General features: G+C 35.1%; 16 protein-coding genes. 2 read left to right on the top strand and 14 right to left on the bottom strand.

Annotated elements, in window-relative coordinates; genetic code table 11:
- Positions 1 to 4: 4 nt before the first annotated feature.
- From ABS764_RS10860 to ABS764_RS10850, 3 genes are all read right to left on the bottom strand, one after another.
- A complete protein-coding gene (locus tag ABS764_RS10860) occupies positions 5 to 1,150 on the bottom strand; it encodes a pyridoxal phosphate-dependent aminotransferase (protein WP_408081819.1) in 1,146 nt (381 codons plus the stop codon).
- A gap of 80 nt (positions 1,151 to 1,230) precedes the next feature.
- The gene (locus ABS764_RS10855) at positions 1,231 to 2,058 is read right to left on the bottom strand and encodes a prephenate dehydratase (protein WP_408081818.1); all 828 of its coding nucleotides are present in this window, start codon (positions 2,056 to 2,058) and stop codon (positions 1,231 to 1,233) included.
- A gap of 258 nt (positions 2,059 to 2,316) precedes the next feature.
- Positions 2,317 to 3,240, bottom strand: coding sequence for a M20/M25/M40 family metallo-hydrolase (locus ABS764_RS10850; protein ID WP_408081817.1), 924 nt, complete (start codon positions 3,238 to 3,240; stop codon positions 2,317 to 2,319).
- A gap of 123 nt (positions 3,241 to 3,363) precedes the next feature.
- On the opposite strand from ABS764_RS10850, the gene gldA reads away from it, so the two are divergent.
- Positions 3,364 to 4,260, top strand: coding sequence for a gliding motility-associated ABC transporter ATP-binding subunit GldA (gene gldA, locus ABS764_RS10845; RefSeq protein WP_408081816.1), 897 nt, complete (start codon positions 3,364 to 3,366; stop codon positions 4,258 to 4,260).
- A gap of 197 nt (positions 4,261 to 4,457) precedes the next feature.
- Here gldA and metF read toward each other — a convergent pair whose 3' ends face one another.
- The 11 genes from metF to ABS764_RS10790 all read right to left on the bottom strand — a co-directional run bounded on the left by metF (position 4,458) and on the right by ABS764_RS10790 (position 17,492).
- On the bottom strand, positions 4,458 to 5,411 hold the full coding sequence (gene metF, locus ABS764_RS10840; protein ID WP_408081815.1) for a methylenetetrahydrofolate reductase [NAD(P)H]: 954 nt from the start codon (positions 5,409 to 5,411) through the stop codon (positions 4,458 to 4,460).
- 107 nt (positions 5,412 to 5,518) lie between these two features.
- Positions 5,519 to 5,839, bottom strand: a complete 321-nt coding sequence (locus ABS764_RS10835; RefSeq protein ID WP_408081814.1) for a four helix bundle protein — start codon at positions 5,837 to 5,839, stop codon at positions 5,519 to 5,521.
- A gap of 92 nt (positions 5,840 to 5,931) precedes the next feature.
- Positions 5,932 to 8,613, bottom strand: coding sequence for a methionine synthase (gene metH / locus ABS764_RS10830; protein ID WP_408081813.1), 2,682 nt, complete (start codon positions 8,611 to 8,613; stop codon positions 5,932 to 5,934).
- A gap of 144 nt (positions 8,614 to 8,757) precedes the next feature.
- Complete coding sequence (locus ABS764_RS10825; protein WP_408081812.1) at positions 8,758 to 9,162, bottom strand: hypothetical protein; 405 nt, start codon at positions 9,160 to 9,162, stop codon at positions 8,758 to 8,760.
- Positions 9,163 to 9,179: 17 nt separating this feature from the next.
- Positions 9,180 to 10,181: a homocysteine S-methyltransferase family protein gene (locus ABS764_RS10820; RefSeq protein ID WP_408081811.1), complete on the bottom strand. Its 1,002-nt coding sequence runs from the start codon at positions 10,179 to 10,181 to the stop codon at positions 9,180 to 9,182.
- Positions 10,182 to 10,507: 326 nt separating this feature from the next.
- Positions 10,508 to 11,560: an NAD(P)/FAD-dependent oxidoreductase gene (locus tag ABS764_RS10815; RefSeq protein WP_408081810.1), complete on the bottom strand. Its 1,053-nt coding sequence runs from the start codon at positions 11,558 to 11,560 to the stop codon at positions 10,508 to 10,510.
- 108 nt (positions 11,561 to 11,668) lie between these two features.
- Positions 11,669 to 12,289: a precorrin-2 dehydrogenase/sirohydrochlorin ferrochelatase family protein gene (locus tag ABS764_RS10810; protein WP_408081809.1), complete on the bottom strand. Its 621-nt coding sequence runs from the start codon at positions 12,287 to 12,289 to the stop codon at positions 11,669 to 11,671.
- A gap of 10 nt (positions 12,290 to 12,299) precedes the next feature.
- Positions 12,300 to 14,390 carry a nitrite reductase gene (locus tag ABS764_RS10805; RefSeq protein WP_408081808.1) on the bottom strand — a complete coding sequence of 697 codons (2,091 nt, stop codon included), beginning with the start codon at positions 14,388 to 14,390 and terminating at the stop codon, positions 12,300 to 12,302.
- A gap of 67 nt (positions 14,391 to 14,457) precedes the next feature.
- The gene (locus ABS764_RS10800; protein ID WP_408081807.1) at positions 14,458 to 15,702 is read right to left on the bottom strand and encodes a sulfate adenylyltransferase subunit 1; all 1,245 of its coding nucleotides are present in this window, start codon (positions 15,700 to 15,702) and stop codon (positions 14,458 to 14,460) included.
- Between the two features lie 97 nt (positions 15,703 to 15,799).
- On the bottom strand, positions 15,800 to 16,699 hold the full coding sequence (gene cysD, locus ABS764_RS10795; RefSeq protein ID WP_408081806.1) for a sulfate adenylyltransferase subunit CysD: 900 nt from the start codon (positions 16,697 to 16,699) through the stop codon (positions 15,800 to 15,802).
- Positions 16,700 to 16,790: 91 nt separating this feature from the next.
- Positions 16,791 to 17,492: a phosphoadenylyl-sulfate reductase gene (locus tag ABS764_RS10790; RefSeq protein ID WP_408081805.1), complete on the bottom strand. Its 702-nt coding sequence runs from the start codon at positions 17,490 to 17,492 to the stop codon at positions 16,791 to 16,793.
- Positions 17,493 to 17,799: 307 nt separating this feature from the next.
- Between ABS764_RS10790 and ABS764_RS10785 the strand changes: the two genes are divergently transcribed.
- The gene (locus tag ABS764_RS10785; protein WP_408081804.1) at positions 17,800 to 18,582 is read left to right on the top strand and encodes a sulfite exporter TauE/SafE family protein; all 783 of its coding nucleotides are present in this window, start codon (positions 17,800 to 17,802) and stop codon (positions 18,580 to 18,582) included.
- Positions 18,583 to 18,616: the final 34 nt, after the last annotated feature.

Raw genomic sequence — 18,616 nt, 5'->3', positions numbered from 1 at the left:
TTTATTAAAATCTGTCTATTGCTTCCTGTACTTTTTCTTCTTTTACACATAATGCAAATCGAATATATCCTTCTCCATTAGAACCAAAAATAGTTCCCGGTGCAATAAAAATATATTTCTCATGCAAAATCTGATCAATGAATTGCTCCGCTGATTGTATTCCTTCCGGCAATTTAGCCCAAACAAATAATCCAACACCTTCCTTATATACTTTACAACCTAGTTTTTCAGCCAATTGCTCGGTTAAAACACGGCGTTTTTTATACATTTCATTCATGGAATCAAACCATGATTGAGAGCTCTTTAATGCTTCGATAGCGCCTTTTTGAATTCCATAAAACATTCCGCTATCCATATTACTTTTAACTCTTAAAACAGCATCGATTAAATCCGCATTCCCGGAAACCATTCCTACACGCCATCCTGCCATATTAAAAGTTTTACTCAAAGAATTCAACTCTAGAGCTACTTCTTTAGCACCATCAACCTGTAACAAACTCATAGGATTGTCGTTCAAAACAAAACTATACGGATTGTCATTTACTAACAATATGTTGTGTTTTTTAGCAAATGCTATCAATTTTTCAAACAAGACTAAACTTCCTCTGGCTCCTGTAGGCATGTGCGGATAACCTATCCACATTAACTTTACCTTAGATAAATCTAATTGTTCTAAAGCTTCAAAATCAGGTTCCCAGTTATTACTTTCTTTTAAATCATAATAAACAGCTTTTGCTCCTACTAAATTCGTTACCGAAGTATAGGTTGGATAACCCGGATTAGGAATCAAAACCTGATCACCTTCATTCAAGAAAGCCAGCGAAATATGCATAATTCCTTCTTTCGAACCCATCAAAGGTAAAATCTCTGAATTAGGATTTAGATCGACATCAAAATTATTCTTATAAAAATCAGCCATGCTTTTTCTTAGCTCAGGTAAACCCTGATAACTTTGATAACCATGTGCATTTTCATCTTGTATTGCTAATGCAACCGCATCAATTACAGCCTTTGAAGGGGCTAAATCCGGACTTCCAATTCCCATATTGATAATTGGTTTTCCTTCTGAAGCCAACTGCCTTACTTCTCTCAATTTTGATGAAAAGTAGTATTCCTCAACTGTATTTAATCTGTTTGCTGTTGTAATCATTTTATTCTCTTGATATTGAACTATTCCCGACATACCTGAATCGATAATCTGCTTTGCTTTATTTTTTAAATCAAAAATAATTAAGGCTTTGTGTTTCTGTACTCTCCCAAAACTTTAAAATATTCTGCCATAATGGCTAACAAAGATTTTGCTTTAGCATAGTCTTCGTATTTCTCAAAAGTAACATCCACAAAAAAGGAATACTTCCAGGGCGTTTCAATTTTTGGCAACGACTGAATTTTAGTCAAATTCATTTTACAATCACTCATCACATTCAAAACTGCCGCTAAACTTCCGCGTTTATGATCCAGTTCAAATTTTAAAGAAGCTCTGTTAATTTCGTTTTCCGGCACAAATGAATTCTCCTTTTTTATAATAACAAAACGCGTCATGTTATTTTTTATAGTTTGAATCTCCTGAGCTAAAATTTCCAAATCATACATTTCAGCTGCTGTTTTACTTGCAATTGCAGCCACTCCTTTTAGCTGTTTTTCCTGAATTCTGCGAGCCGTTTCTGCAGTATCTTTATCTTCAACTAATTTGATGTGCGGATATTTTTTCAGGAAATCCATACACTGCAATAACGCCATTGGATGCGAATAAACTTCTTTGATATCTGAAATATCCTGTCCTTTTAAGGCCATCAGATTTTGATGAATTCTTAAATAATGCTCCCCAATAATATGTAAATTATTCTTGTCAATTAATGCATAGTTTGGAATAATAGGACCTGCGATAGAATTTTCTATAGCCATTACAGCCTGGCTTGATTTACCAGACAAAAGGCTGTCTACTAATTCATCAAAAGACAGACACTCATCTACCTCTACATTTTGCTCATAATATTCCTGAGCCACCTGATGATGAAAAGAACCTAGTATACCTTGTATCGCAATTTTTGTTTCCATTTAATCAAAAAAAAATCCTGATTTTCATCAGGATTGTATATTAGTTTTATTTGTTTTTTATTATATTTTCAAATTACCATAGCACAATCCTTATCTCTCGCTAAAGAAATAAAAAGAAAAGCTAAAATAGAAACGGTTATTTGACATCTTAATTAAATATTATTCTCTCGAATGATTATTTTTAACGCTGGCAAATATATAACATATTTACAATTGCACAAAAAATATTTTTGTTTTTTTTTCAAAAAAACAAAAAAGCTATTTAATCACTCTCGAAGGAGTATCTTCTCCCCTAATAATACTTGTTGAACTTGTAGCTATAGCTTTAATTATCTCAGTCATATTATTTAAGTCCAATGTCTCAACCTCATCCGACAACTGATGATAATTAGGTTCCACATCCATTTTAGAAGTAGATATCGTATGCGCTGGCACTCCTAAAGCAGCTAATCTGGCATTATCTGAACGATAAAATAAATTCTGACTTGGGTACGGGTCTGGATTAAAATTAAAATTAGAACCTTTTAAATTTCGCTGTAAAATCTTTCCGAAATCTGATTTTTCAAAACCTGTTATATAAGCAGAATTTTTACCCCACTTACTTTCCGTACCAATCATTTCAATATTAAACATAGCAACTACCTGTTTCGGATTAATATTATCAGAAAAAAACTTTGACCCAAAACCACCTACTTCTTCTCCGGTAAAAGCAACAAAAATAATTGTCCTTTCATTTTGATTATTTTCTTTAAAATATTTAGCCAATGCTATTACTGCAGTAGTTCCGGAAGCATCATCATTTGCGCCATTATACACTTTGTCTTTTCTCTTTCTTTCCAAACCCAAATGATCATAATGAGCAGAAAAGACAACATATTCTTCCGGTTTGGTTCGACCTAAAAGCACTCCAATGACATTATTTGCTTTTTTACCTTTTACATTAAACTCTTGTCGATAATTCTGCAAATCTCCATAAAAAGAAAGTCCTATATTTTTAAACTCATCTTCAATAAAGACAGATGCTTTTTCTATGCCTGGAGTAAAAATTGCTCTCCCCTCCATTTCATCTGCTGCTAATTTTGTTTCAATTCTAACAACATTATTTTTGTCAATCGTTGGCTGAATTTGCGCTTGAGAAACACACCCTAAAAAGAGCCCTAATAAAATACTAGTTTTTTTCATATGTAAATTTAAGAAGTGATTATTGACAACATTCAAATATAGGAATCCAAACAATACATTTTTAAAATTCTTAAAATAATAATTCAAACAAATTTCTGTTTACTTTTGCAAACAAAAAAGAGCATGTCAATAGAAGTAAAAAATATTTCCAAAAGTTATGGCAACCAAAAAGCTTTGGACAGCATTTCATTTACTATAAAAAAAGGAGAAATTGTAGGCTTTCTGGGACCAAATGGAGCTGGGAAATCAACCTTGATGAAAATATTGACCACTTATCTTGCCGCCGATGAAGGAAATGCTTTAGTAAACGGACAGGATATAATCACTAATCCAAAAGCGGTTCAGCTTTCTATTGGCTATTTACCGGAACATAATCCGTTATATCTGGATTTATACGTGAGAGAATATCTGGCTTTTAATGCCGATGTTTACAAAGTTTCCAAAAATAGAATTGATGAAGTTATTGCGTTAACAGGATTAAACCAGGAAGCTCACAAAAAAATAGGCCAACTTTCTAAAGGCTATCGCCAACGTGTAGGATTAGCGAATGCTCTATTGCATAATCCTGATGTATTAATTCTGGATGAACCTACAACCGGATTAGATCCAAACCAATTATTAGAAATACGCAACGTTATTAAAAATGCAGGAAAAGACAAAACCGTTTTTCTTTCTACGCATATCATGCAGGAAGTAGAAGCCATTTGCGACCGTGTCATTATCATTGACAAAGGAAAAATTGTTGCCGATAAAAAATTAGACTATTTAATCTCCGAAGACAAACAACAAATCATTGAAGTCGAATTTGATTATAAAATCGAAGAACAAGCCATTGCTAAAATTGAAAATTTAGTCTCTTTTAAAAATACGCACGATATGACTTGGCAACTCACATTCCAATCCGAAAAAGACATGCGCCCAGCTGTTTTCGACTTTGCCACTGCCAATGGTTTAAAAACATTACAACTGAACCAAAAGAATAAAAACCTGGAAGCTATTTTTAGGGAAATCACTAAGTAGAAGTGATTAGATTAGCAAAGAGTAATTAATACAAAACCTAAAAAGCATCGTCTCTTGTGGAAACGATGCTTTTTTTGACATAAAACCAACTGTTTTTGTATAAAATCAAATGCCCTAGCCCAGATAGCAGTGAAAATCCTTTTCTTATCTCTTTTTGGAGATAAGAAAAGATTGTAACGAATAGCTGGATAAAGCTCCTAAAAAATCGCGCTTGCTATTTTATGAATATTATCTGACTTACCCATTGAATAATAATGCAAACAAGGCACGCCAAATTCAATTAATTCTTTTGACTGCTGAATAGCAAACTCTACCCCTATCTGACGAACAGCAGTATTGTCTTTTGCATTTTCAATTTCGCTAATCAGACTTTCAGGCATATCCAGCCAAAAAACCTGTGGCAATAACTGCAAATGACGTTTTACGGCTACTGGTTTAATTCCCGGAATAATAGGTACGGTAATTCCGATAGCACGAGCCGCTTCAACAAACCTGAAATAACGCTGATTATCAAAAAACATCTGCGTTACCACATAATCAGCACCGGCATCTACTTTTTCTTTCAGTCTTTTCAAATCGGCTTCTAAACTTGGTGCTTCAATGTGTTTTTCAGGATAACCTGCTACACCTACACAAAAATCAGGCGCATTAGCAATAGGTAATTCTCCATGTAAAAACTTACCGGCATTCATTGCCTTAATTTGTTTTACTAAATCTACAGCGTATTGATTTCCACCAATGGCAGGTTCAAAATATTTTTCACCTTTCATTGGATCTCCACGCAAAGCCACTAAATTATCAATGTTTAAATAATGACAATCTACTAATAAATATTCCGTTTCTTCTTTGGTAAAACCACCACACAATACGTGTGGAATAGCATCAACACCATATTTATGCTGGATAGAAGCACAAATTCCTACTGTTCCCGGACGCATACGTGTAATACGACGGTCAAAAAGCCCATCTTTTTCAATATACACATACTCTTCTCTCGAAGTCGTTACATCTATAAATGGCGGTTTAAACTCCATTAATGGATCAATATTTACGTATAAATCATTGATGTTACTTCCTTTTTGAGGCGGTACAATTTCAAAGGAAAATAATGTTTTTTCCTTTGCGTTTTCTATATGCTGTGTTACTTTCATTATTTTATAGTTGATGGTTGATGGTTGATAGTTGATGGGATTGAACCTGTATCTAACTATATTCCTCTAACCTAAATCTTACTTTTATAATAATTTATAAATCCGTTTTATAATTTTTTACAACTCTGAATCTGTTCAAAAGCAATATTAAAATTATTTTCGTCAATATATTTCTGATCCAATGCTAAATAATATTGAGTTTCTAATTCATATAATGATCCTCTTGAAATATGCAAAAAGTGTAATGTATCCTTAGATGTTTGACGTCCACAACCTTCAGCAATATTTGAAGGTATTGAAATTGCAGCTCTTCTCATTTGATTTGTCAAACCAAACAATTCTTCTTTTGGAAATAATTTAGATGAATCATACAACAAATTAACTAGTTTCCTAGCTTCCATCCAAACCTCTAATTTATCGTACTCCATTTTTTTTTAGTTGATGGTGATTGGTTGTTAGTTGATTGGAAAAACTTGATGTCGATTGGAAAATCCGACAACTATCAACCATCAACCAGAATCTAATCCGCTATATTAGGACTCAACCATCTTGTGGCTTTGTCTGTTGAAATACTTCTGCGTTTTGCGTAATCAATTACTTGGTCTTCTTTGATTTTCCCCAATCCGAAATACCTGCTTTCAGGATTAGCAAAATAATACCCGGAAACCGATGCTGCCGGCCACATAGCCATACTTTCGGTCAAAGTTACACCAATTTCTTCTTCTACTTTTAACAATTTCCAAATGGTTGGTTTCTCTAAGTGATCCGGACAAGCCGGATATCCAGGTGCCGGACGAATTCCTGCATACACTTCTTCAATCATAGCTTCCGTTGTTAAAGACTCATCCGGTGCATAACCCCAAATTTCTTTACGGATTTGCTCGTGTAAATATTCCGCAAATGCTTCCGCCAGACGATCTCCTAAAGCTTTGACCATAATCGAATTGTAATCATCCAGATTATCACGGTATTCATCAGCCCATTCGTCAACTCCAAAACCTGTTGTTACACAAAAAGCGCCCATATAATCCGTTACTCCATTGTCTTTTGGCGCAATAAAATCAGCCAAAGCGATATTTGGCGCTCCTTTAGTTTTTTGTGCTTGCTGACGCAAAGTCAGGAATTTTTCTAACTCTTTTCCGTTTTCGTCATACAATTGAATATCATCATCATTTACTTGGTTTGCCGGATATATTCCGTAAATACCTTTGGCAACGAATTTTTTCTCTTTCAAAATCACTTCTAACATGGCCTTTGCATCAGCAAACACTGAAGAAGCTTGTTCCCCCACTACTTCATCCGTTAAGATTGCCGGATATTTCCCGAACAATTCCCAAGTTCTAAAAAATGGCGTCCAGTCAATATAAGGTACTAACACATCCAAATCTACCTCGAAACTTTTAGTTCCAATGAAATTTGGTTTTTGAGCGGTATAATTTGCCCAATCCAACTGTAATTTATTTTTACGAGCATCTTCTATACTGAGGAAATTTTTATCTCTCGAACGATTCAAGAACTGCTCTCTAAACGCATCGTATTCTTCACGAATTCCAGCCGTATAAGTTTCTTTATTATGATCTAATAAATTTCCTGCAACGGTTACCGCTCTCGATGCATCGTTTACGTGAATAACGGTTGCTTTGTATTGTGGTGCAATTTTCACAGCAGTATGCGCACGCGAAGTGGTTGCTCCACCAATCATTACCGGTATTTTCATGTCTCTTCTATCCAATTCTTTGGCAAGAAATACCATTTCGTCCAGCGAAGGCGTAATCAAACCACTCAAACCGATAATATCTACTTCATGTTCTAATGCAGCAGCAATAATTTTTTCCGGAGCTACCATGACACCAAGGTCAATAATTTCGTAATTATTACAAGCCAATACCACCGAAACAATGTTTTTCCCAATATCATGTACATCTCCTTTTACGGTTGCCATTAATATTTTACCATTTCCTTCTTTATCTCCCACTTGTTTGGCTGCTTCAATAAATGGCAATAAATAGGCCACCGCTTTTTTCATGACACGTGCCGATTTTACTACCTGTGGTAAGAACATTTTTCCGGAACCAAACAAATCTCCAACCACATTCATACCTGCCATCAAATTGATTTCGATAACCTCAATTGGTTTGGCTGCCGCTAGTCGTGCTTCTTCTACATCTTCTTCAATAAAAGTATCAATACCTTTTACTAAAGAGTGGGTAATTCTTTCCTGAACAGTTCCAAAACGCCATTCCTGCACTTCCTTTTCATTGGTTTTGGGACCTCCTTTTACATTCTCAGCAAAATCCAACAAACGTTCCGTAGCATCATCACGCCTGTCCAGAATTACATCTTCAACATGTTCTAATAAATCTTTTGGAATATCATCATAAATGGTCAACATTTCCGGATTAACAATTCCCATAGTCATCCCGTTTTGAATGGCATGGTACAGGAAAACCGAGTGCATGGCTTCACGAACTACATCGTTTCCTCTAAAAGAAAAAGACACATTACTCACACCTCCACTAATGTGCGCGTGCGGTAAATTTTCGCGAACCCACTTCGTTCCTCTAAAGAAATCCAAGGCATTCAAACGGTGTTCTTCCATTCCTGTTGCTACCGGAAATATATTCAAATCGAAAATAATATCTTCAGGCGGAAAACCAACTTTGTTTACCAAAATATCATAAGAACGTTGGCAAATCTCTACTCTACGGTCGTAATTATCCGCCTGACCTACTTCGTCAAAAGCCATGATAATCGCAGCAGCTCCGTAACGTTTAATCAATTTAGCATGATGAATAAATTGTTCTTCGCCTTCTTTCAACGAGATTGAATTTACCACACATTTTCCTTGTGCTACTTTCAACCCCGCTTCAATAATATGCCATTTAGAGCTGTCAATCATGATAGGCACACGGGCAATATCCGGTTCGGCAGCAATTAAATTCAGGAATTTCACCATCGCATATTCACCATCAAGCATTCCCTCATCCATATTGATATCGATGATTTGCGCTCCACCTTCTACCTGCTGTCTGGCGATATCTAAGGCTTCATCGTATTTCTCTTCTTTTATCAAACGAAGAAATTTACGAGAACCTGTTACATTAGTACGCTCCCCCACGTTTACAAAAACACTGTCCGGCGTAATAATCAACGGCTCTAATCCCGATAAAACTAAATTTTTTCTTGCTTCTGCTTCTGCCATTTTTTTATTTTATTTTTATTCGTCCAAGCATTGCGAGGAACGAAGCAATCTCATTATCTGTATTCTCATTTTGTCATTCCTCAGAATAACAAAACTAAATCTTTTTTTATTCTCTGTGCGGGGGATTGCAGACAATAGTCAATATTATTTGTCAAAAATTTCAATTTCTTTCATTTCCTTCCATGAATCTGAAAAAAACAATTCATTGTCAATTAATTTATAAGGATAATAAAAAACAAATGCCTGTTTCTCAAATTTATGTTCAACTAAAACAGCGATTGCATCTGTCTGTTTTTCTTTCAATCTCACATCATAAAAAATGGCAAATGCAATATAATCATCCCTTCTCCATCTTAATTCCTTTTTAATTTCTCCAATAACACCAGTAGACTTAGGAAAATCATTCTCTTCGTCTTCAGACAACAAAAGTTGCTCAACTTCGTGATTCAAATTTACAACCGAGGCTAAGGGATAAAATTCCCCATAATCCTTGAGTAATTTTTCAACAAAAGGAAATGTAATATCGAGAATATTTTGAATATCATTCATTATTAAATCACAATAATTTACAAACTCGCAGTCGATACTCTTGGCTTGTATTGTGCCGCAGCTTCTGCAATCAAACGGATATGATCAGGTGTAGTACCACAACAACCACCAATGATATTTACCAAATTATCATCTAAATATTCTTTAATAAAAGCCTGCATCTGCTCTGGTGTTTCGTCATATTCTCCAAAGGCATTTGGCAATCCGGCATTAGGATGCGCTGAAACGTTAAAGGACGTATGCGAAGACAGGGTTTGCAAATACGGTTTTAACAAATCGGCACCCAAAGCACAGTTGAAACCAACACTTAACAACGGAATGTGTGAAACCGAAATCAAGAAAGCCTCTACCGTTTGCCCTGAAAGTGTTCTTCCGGAAGCATCAGTAATGGTTCCTGAAACCATGATTGGAATATCAATTCCTCTTTCTTCTTTTACTTCTTCGATGGCAAAAAGTGCTGCTTTTGCATTTAATGTATCAAAAATGGTTTCAACCAATAATAAATCACTTCCTCCATCCATCAGCGCCTCTACCTGCTGTTTGTAAGCAATGCGTAAATCATCAAAAGTTACCGCTCTGTATCCTGGGTCATTCACATCTGGAGACATACTTGCCGTACGGTTTGTTGGTCCAATTGAACCCGCAACAAAACGAGGTTTCTCTGGATTTTTAGCCGTAAATTCATCGGCTACCTGACGCGCAATTTTAGCCGACTCGTAGTTCAACTCATACACCAAGTCTTCCATATGATAATCGGCCATACCGATTGTTGTGCCTGAGAACGTATTGGTTTCCACGATATCAGCTCCTGCTTCAAAATAAGCAGCATGCACCTCAGCAATAGCTTTAGGTTGTGTAAGCGATAATAAATCGTTGTTTCCTTTTAAGGAATGCGGAAAATCTTTGAAGCGTTCGCCTCTAAAATCTTCTTCCGAAAAATTATAACGCTGCAACATGGTTCCCATGGCTCCGTCTAAAACGAGTATTCTTTTTTTGATTTCTTCCTGAATGCTTGGCATATTTTTTTGCTTTTAGCTATTAGCCTTAAGCTTTTGGCTATTACGCCTGTAAGCTCGACTTTTTCTTTTATTTATGTATAAATTAGTAACCAATTGTGGCTTATTAAAAAAAACTTAATCACTGAAATTCCAATTGTTTCGCTCCAAATTATTTTTCAAATTTGGAAATGCAAAGTAAAGCAATAGCGTTACCACTTGCAAGTGTTTTTTTTCAGGTCACTTAGTTGCTTAGACCCTAAGATTCTAAGTCATTTAGAAACTAAAAAGGTTCTGAGTTACTAAAAAAACTTAGCAACTCAGAACCTCAGTATCTTAGTAACTTTATTTTAGTTAATCGCTTTTACGACTGCTTTAGGTGCTTCTTTACGAGTTCCGTCAAATCCATCCACTCCTGATACAGTTGTGTATTTCAATACATAACGTTTTCCTGGATTAATGATTTGGTAGGCCGCCTGACACATTAAAGTAGCTTCGTGGAAACCACAAAGGATTAACTTTAATTTCCCCGGGTACGTATTGATATCTCCGATAGCGAAGATTCCGGGAATATTAGTTTGGTAATCCAAAGCATTATTTACTTTAATCGCGTTTTTCTCGATTTCTAATCCCCAATTTCCGATAGGTCCTAATTTAGGCGTTAATCCGAAAAGTGGAATAAAATAATCGCAATCAATTTTACGGTGCGCTCCGTTTTCATCTAAATCGATAGATTCTACGTGCTCCGCTCCGTTGATTCCCACTACCTCAGCAGGAGTGATCATACGGATTTTTCCGGCATCTTTTAATTCCTGTACTTTTTCAACAGAATCTAAAGCACCACGGAATTCATTACGACGGTGAACCAAAGTTACTTCTGAAGCAACATCAGCTAAGAAAATACTCCAGTCTAAAGCAGAATCTCCTCCTCCGGCGATAACTACACGTTTGTTTCTGAATTCTTCCGGGTTTTTAATAAAGTATTTTACTCCTTTATCTTCGTAAAAATTGATTCCGTCAATTAATGGTTTTCTTGGTTCAAAACTTCCTAAACCACCTGCAATAGCAATTACTTTAGCATGAAATTCTGTTCCTTCATTAGAAGTTACGATAAAAGTACCGTCTTCTTGTTTTTCGATTGTTTCAGCGCGTTCTCCCAAAGTAAAACCTGGTTCAAACTGCTTGATTTGTTCCATCAGATTATCCACTAAATCTCCAGCTAATACTTCTGGAAAACCCGGGATATCATAGATTGGTTTTTTAGGATACAATTCAGCCAATTGCCCACCTGGTTGTGGCAATGCATCTAAGATGTGGCATTTTAATTTTAACAATCCTGCTTCAAAAACGGCAAATAAACCAGTTGGACCGGCTCCTATTATAAGGATATCTGTTTCAATCATTTTCTATTTATTTATAATCATTCTTAATAGCTGCAAAGAAACGAAAAAAAAATCAAATCTATCAGCTGATTTATACCATTCGTTTTTTTACAAATTACACTTTACTATTTATTTTTTTAATGATTGAGTAATCTCATTCATTTTTTGAACCTTATCTTCAAAATCTCCTTTTAAAGTTTTGCGATACTCATTTAAGTTTTGTACCATTTTATTAATATCCTCCGGAATCACTTCCTCAAAAAACTCTCTCAAGCGTTTTGCTGTTGTAGGTGACTTTCCATTGGTAGAAATAGCAATTTTCACATTGCCTTTGGTTACAATTCCACCTAAATAATAATCACATAAATCCGGTGTATCAGCGATATTGCAAATCAAATATCTTTTTCGCGATAACTCATACACCCGTTTATTTACTTTTAAATCATCAGTACAGGCAATGACCATGTGGCGCTTTTTGAGCATTTTTTTCCTGAATCTTTTCTGAGTCAGTTTTACGGAAGCATGTGCTTCGGCAAGACTAACTAATTCAGGTAAAAAACGGGGAGCAACCACTTCGACATTTGCATTAGGACTAGACTTAAGCAAGAAAGACAGTTTTTCTAAACCTACATTTCCTCCACCAACAATAAGTACGCTAAGGTTGTGTAATTTTAAAAATACCGGATACAATTCATTACGCTCTTGTGCTGCTGATTGTAAACCACTCTCTGTTGCATCTTTCTTGCTCATGATATTTTGATTATGCTTTTGCTAAATCTGCTGCTCTGTATGCTTCTAATTTTTCAAAAAACGTAATCGATTCCTGAATGTATTGTTTCGCAAAAGCCTCTGTCGGTTCATTTTTATTGATTTGGTACACTAAATCTTTGAAAGAAGATCCCAATTCAATTTTATTTGCATCAACAAAAACAGTGTCAAATGAATCAACGATTCCAGCGTGTGTATTTGTTTTTTGTTTTTCAGCTAACAATAATGCTTTAGCTCCATTTACAAATCCGGCATAAGCTAAGTAAATAGCATCTGACCATTTATTTTCACTCAAGGCTGCATTAGCAGAATCGATTTTTTCTTTAGCTTCAAATAACAAAGTCGCTACTAAGTCGATCACTACACCGGCACATTCTCCAACACCAACTGCTTTCACATAATTGTCAGCATTACCCCAATCCACAAAATCTTCTTCGGTAAGATTGGTTACATCTGCTAATGGTTTTAAGAATTCGTAGAAATACTTTTCACCTTTAGCATCATAATAATCAAGAAACTTCGCTCCATTAGCATTTGCTTCAAAATCATTTAAGATTAAACGTAAGGCTTCCGGTCCACGACGGCTAGGAATTTTGATTACCTTATCAGCAAAACGACCGTTTCCGTTTGTTAAATTTCCACCACCTAATAATACTTGTAAAGCTGGTGCTACTAGTTTCCCTGCATTGATAGACATTCCCTGGAAACCAATTTCAGCCATGTTGTGTTGTCCACAAGCATTCATACAGCCACTAATTTTAATAGCAATTTCGGTGTTATTAAGATATTGTGGGTATTCTGTTTTCAACACTCTTTCTAATTCATCAGCAATACCAGTACTACTTGCAATCCCTAAATTACAAGTATCAGTTCCAGGACAAGCTGTGATATCACCAATTGTGTTGTATCCTAAATTAACCATATCTAATTTGGCTAATTCCTGATAGAAGAACGGTAAGTTTTCCTCTTTAATATTACGGATTACAATGTTTTGACGTAATGAAAAACGCAATTCATTAGCTCCGTAGTTTTTGATCAAATCAGCTAATAATCTTGCTTTGTCAATATAAAAATCTCCTAAAAGCACTTTTACACCAATAGCCACATAACCCGCTTGTTTTTGCGCAATAACATTTGATTTTTTCCAAGCTTCAAAAGCAGCTACATCTTCAATAGTAACTGTTGGCACTTCTAATACAGGTTCCGTAATAGGTCCTTCAAAAGCTGTAGTATCTATTTCATAAGAATGAAATGGTAACGCTTTTTTCTCTTCTTCAACCAAACGCAAGAATTCATCACGACCTAAATCTTTGATTAAGAATTTCAAACGTGCTTTTAGACGTTTTGCTCTTTCTCCATAACGGTCAAAAATACGAATTACACCTTCGGCAGTTGGGATAATTTGGTTTACAGGCACAAATTCAGAAAGCAATTCGGCGTGAGAAGGTTGTGAACCTAAACCACCACCTAACATGATTTTGAATCCTTTTTGTCCATCAACAATTCTAGGAATAAATCCTAAATCGTGTAAATAACTCAAAGCTGTATCCTTCTCAGAAGATGAGAACGAAATTTTGAATTTACGTCCCATTTCCTGACATATAGGGTTACGCAATAAATATTGGAATAAAGCGTGAGCATAAGGGGTTACATCAAATGGTTCATCCACATCCACACCTGCTAATTCACTTCCTGTAATATTACGAACGGTGTTTCCACAAGCTTCTCTTAATGTAATATCGTCTTTAGCCAAATCTGCCCAAAGCTCAGGAGTTCTATCCAAACTCACGTAGTGAATTTGAATATCTTGACGCGTAGTTATGTGTAAACGACCTGTAGAATATTTTTCTGAAACATCAGTAATTCTTCTTAATTGCTCGCTCGTTACTTTTCCGTAAGGCAATTTAATACGAATCATTTGCACCCCTTCCTGACGTTGCCCGTAAATACCGCGAGCTAAACGAAGACTACGAAAACGCTCGTCATCAATTTTTCCGCCACGGAATGCATGTATCTTTTTTTCTAAATCGATAATTTCCTGTTGAACTATCGGATTTTCTATTTCTGTTCTAAAACTTTCCATTTCTTTTACTTTTACCATTCACCGCTGCCATCAGCTTGAAGAATGGTTGTTGTTTTTAAGGCTAAAATTATCTAATAAACCCTACTCCTGCAGTTGTATTAGTATTAGGATCAATCAAAATAAACGCTCCATTTGACTTATTCTCTTCGTAAGTATCAAAATATAAAGCTTTACTTAATTTAATAGTTACTTCACCAATTTCGTTGATAGCTAATTGAGAAGCCGGAGTAGTACCTGAATAATCAGTAGCAATTATATTATTAATACTATCCACTTTTGCTAAAACTCTGTTCGTATTGTGTTGAATCAGATATTTAGTTCCAGGAACTAATTTTTTGCTGTCCATCCAACAAACCGTTGTTGTAATGTCTTTTTCTATCTTTGGCAACTCATCTGATTTTACAATCATATCTCCTCTGGTCACATTGATGTCATTTTCTAACTCAATAGTGATTGAAGAACCTGCAACTGCTTCGTCAAATTGCTGATCAAAGAAACGAATGTTAGATACTTTAGATTCAGTTAAAGATGGTAATACTGTTACAGCATCTCCCACTTTGATATTGTTTCCGTATAATTTTCCGGCATAACCTCTAAAATCATGGTACTCTTCCGTTTTAGGACGAATAACTGTCTGAACCGGGAAACGTGTTTTACCCGTATCGTAAATATCTTTTGATTCTAAAGCTTCTAAATGCTGTAAGATTGTTTGTCCGGTATACCAAGGCATTTTCCCTAATGAATCCACAACATTATCACCTGTTAATGCACTTAAAGGAATATAACTTACATTTTGCTCTTTATAATCGCTTTTTTCATTCAATGCCTGGAAATCAGCTTTGATTTTATTGAATACTTCCTCAGAATAATCCACTAAATCCATTTTGTTTACAGCAACTATAACATCTTTTACTCTCAATAAATTATTGATAAAAAAGTGACGGTACGTTTGCTCAATTACTCCTTTACGGGCATCAATCAAAATGATAGACACCTGAGAAGTTGAAGCGCCTGTAACCATGTTACGAGTGTATTCTACGTGTCCAGGAGTATCGGCGATAATATAACTCTTCTTAGCAGTAGAAAAATAAATATGGGCTACATCAATAGTAATTCCTTGTTCTCTTTCAGCAACTAATCCATCAGTAGCCAATGAAAAGTCTAAATAATCATAGCCTTTTTGTTTACTGCTTTTTTCAATTGCTTCTAATTTATCGGTAGTTAAAGATTGTGTATCGTATAATAATCTCCCGATTAATGTACTCTTTCCGTCATCTACACTTCCTGCCGTTGCTATTTTTAAAACTTCCATTTTATATTTTTTGTTTCAGGTTTAAAGTTTCAAGTTCTAAAAACTCCTTTCCTTAAATCTTTTAATTTTTAAATCCTTAAATCTTTCAATTACTATTTTAAAAGTATCCTTGTTGTTTTCTTTTTTCCATTGCAGCTTCAGAACGTTTGTCGTCAATACGTGCTCCACGTTCTGAAATAGTAGAAGCTCTGATTTCACCAACAACTTCAGAAATTGTGGCAGCGTAAGAATCCACCGCAGCGGTACAACTCATATCTCCAACAGTTCTAAAACGAACAATTCTCTCTTCAACAACCTCATCCTCATCCTGATAAACAAATGGAGAATGTGACCAAATCATTCCGTCTCTTATAAACACTTTACGTTTGTGTGAAAAATAAATGGATGGAATCTCAATTTGCTCTTGCTCAATATAACTCCAGACATCAAGTTCTGTCCAGTTTGAAATAGGGAACACACGTACATTTTGCCCATTTTCAATTTTTCCGTTTAACAAATCAAACAATTCAGGACGCTGATTTTTTTCATCCCACTGACCAAAATCATCACGAACAGAGAAAATACGTTCTTTCGCTCTGGCTTTTTCTTCATCACGACGCGCTCCACCAATACAAGCATCAAATTTAAACTCTTCAATAGCATCTAAAAGTGTTGTAGTCTGCAAACTGTTTCTACTGGAATATTTTCCGGTTTCTTCAACTACTTTTCCTTCATCAATAGCATCCTGAACATTTCGAACGATTAATTCCAATCCCAGTTCCTCTACTAATTTATCTCTAAATGCAATAGTTTCCGGAAAGTTATGTCCTGTATCAACATGTAATAACGGAAAAGGAATTTTAGCCGGAAAAAAAGCTTTTTGCGCTAATCTCACTAATGTAATGGAATCTTTCCCTCCGGAAAAAAGCAGTACTGGCTTTTCAAATTGAGAAATGACTTCTCTGAATATGTAAATCGCTTCGCTCTCTAAAGCATTTGTTTTTAAAACTGAACTCATTTTTTTAATTTAAAAATTGAAAGATTTAATGATTATAAAATTCTCTGCATTCTAAAATCTATTCTCTTTATTCTATTATCTTTTCTCTTTATTATTTTCCGTGTAAACCACACTCTTTATGACTTTGTTCCCAATACCATCTTCCCGCTCTTATATCTTCACCCGGCGCTACAGCACGTGTACAAGGAGCACAACCAATACTTATAAAACCTTTTTTGTGCAGACTGTTTTGTGGAACATTATTATCATCAATGTATTTTTGAACTTCCTCTAATGTCCATTTTAATAATGGATTGAATTTTACGAGGTCAAAATTAGCATCATATTCAAACAAATGCAAATCGCTTCTGTTTTCTGACTGCTCTGCTCTTAAACCCGTTATCCAGATTTTATTTCCGGCTAATGCTTTTTTCAACGGCACTACTTTACGGATAAAACAACATTCTTTTCTGTTTTCAACAGACTCAAAAAAACTATTAGGCCCTTTTTTCTCTAACAATTCCTCTACCGCCTTGGCTTCCGGAAAATACACTTTAATAGGTAATTTGTATTTTTTTTGTGTTCTGTGAAAAACATCATAGGTTTCCTGAAAAAGACGACCGGTATCAAGAGTAAAAATAGTTATCGGAGCCTGACTTTTTGCAATTATTGCGGTTATCACCTGATCTTCCTGACCAAAAGAAGTTGAAAAAACCACCTGATCTTTATATTCATTAGCCAAAAAAGTAAAAGTTTCCTCTATAGAGAAATCTTTGGTTTTTTCTAACAATGCCTGAACTATAGCTGTACTCATTTTATTTTTATTTTAATCCAAATCTATTACCCTATCGGTTTAGTAGATTACTCCGCAAAAGTACTACTTATTTCGAAATTACAAAACAATATCACAGTTTTTTTAATATTGAAACTCAATAGGTATCAACACATTAAATCTTCAGCACATCTAAACAATACTATTTTTGACTTTTATTACTTTACACAGCTTATAAAAATGGGAATTTTAGATATTAATTGGTTCGATTCTAAAATATTTTTACAAACTCTACTTCGCCTATAGGATTATTATAAAATAATTGTATTTTTGTCAAAAAATTTAATTTATGGATTTTCAAATAGGTTTAGTTATTGCTGGTTTGGTCGTGGGTTTTGTTGTTGGACTCACTGGTGTAGGCGGAGGCTCTCTGATGACTCCTATCTTACTATGGTTCGGAATCCCTCCAACAACCGCCGTTGGAACCGACTTATTATATGCAGCATATACTAAAATGGCCGGTGTATTTGTACACAATAAAAAAAAGAACATCAACTGGAAAATAACCGGATTTTTATCTTTAGGAAGTATTCCCGCAGCTCTTTTAACTTTATGGGTATTAGACAATATAAAAACAGATGTAACAACGATAAACCAGGTTATCAAATACAGTTTAGGATGGGCGCTGCTATTTACGTCAGTAGCTATTTTATTCAAAACAAAAATTGCTAAATTTTCAAAAAAACATGCCGGAGATAAGTTTCATCATGAGAGCAAAACGCAAAATATATTAACTATTGCCATTGGAATCATGCTGGGTGCAACAGTAACATTAACCTCTATAGGAGCCGGAGCATTAGGGACGGTAACTTTATTTTTCCTGTATCCGCTTTTACCAACTCCAAAATTAGTTGGTACCGAGATTGCTCATGCCGTACCTTTAACTCTTGTTGCAGGTATAGGACACGCCTCAATGGGAAATATGGATTATTTATTACTAGGACAATTATTAATGGGATCGCTTCCGGGAATTTTTGTAGGAAGTATGTTAAGCGGAAAAATCCCTGACTTATACCTAAGAAACGCCATAGCCATCATGTTGTTTTTTGCAGGATACAAATTAATTTTCTAAATAGGAAAATCAATTTACAGAAAAGCCCTTTCAT

Origin of the sequence: Flavobacterium plantiphilum (genome assembly GCF_046000495.1) — a bacterium.
Classification (GTDB): domain Bacteria; phylum Bacteroidota; class Bacteroidia; order Flavobacteriales; family Flavobacteriaceae; genus Flavobacterium; species Flavobacterium plantiphilum.
The sequence above is the reverse complement of the archived record's forward strand: the minus strand, read 5'-3'. Positions and strand labels throughout refer to the sequence as shown.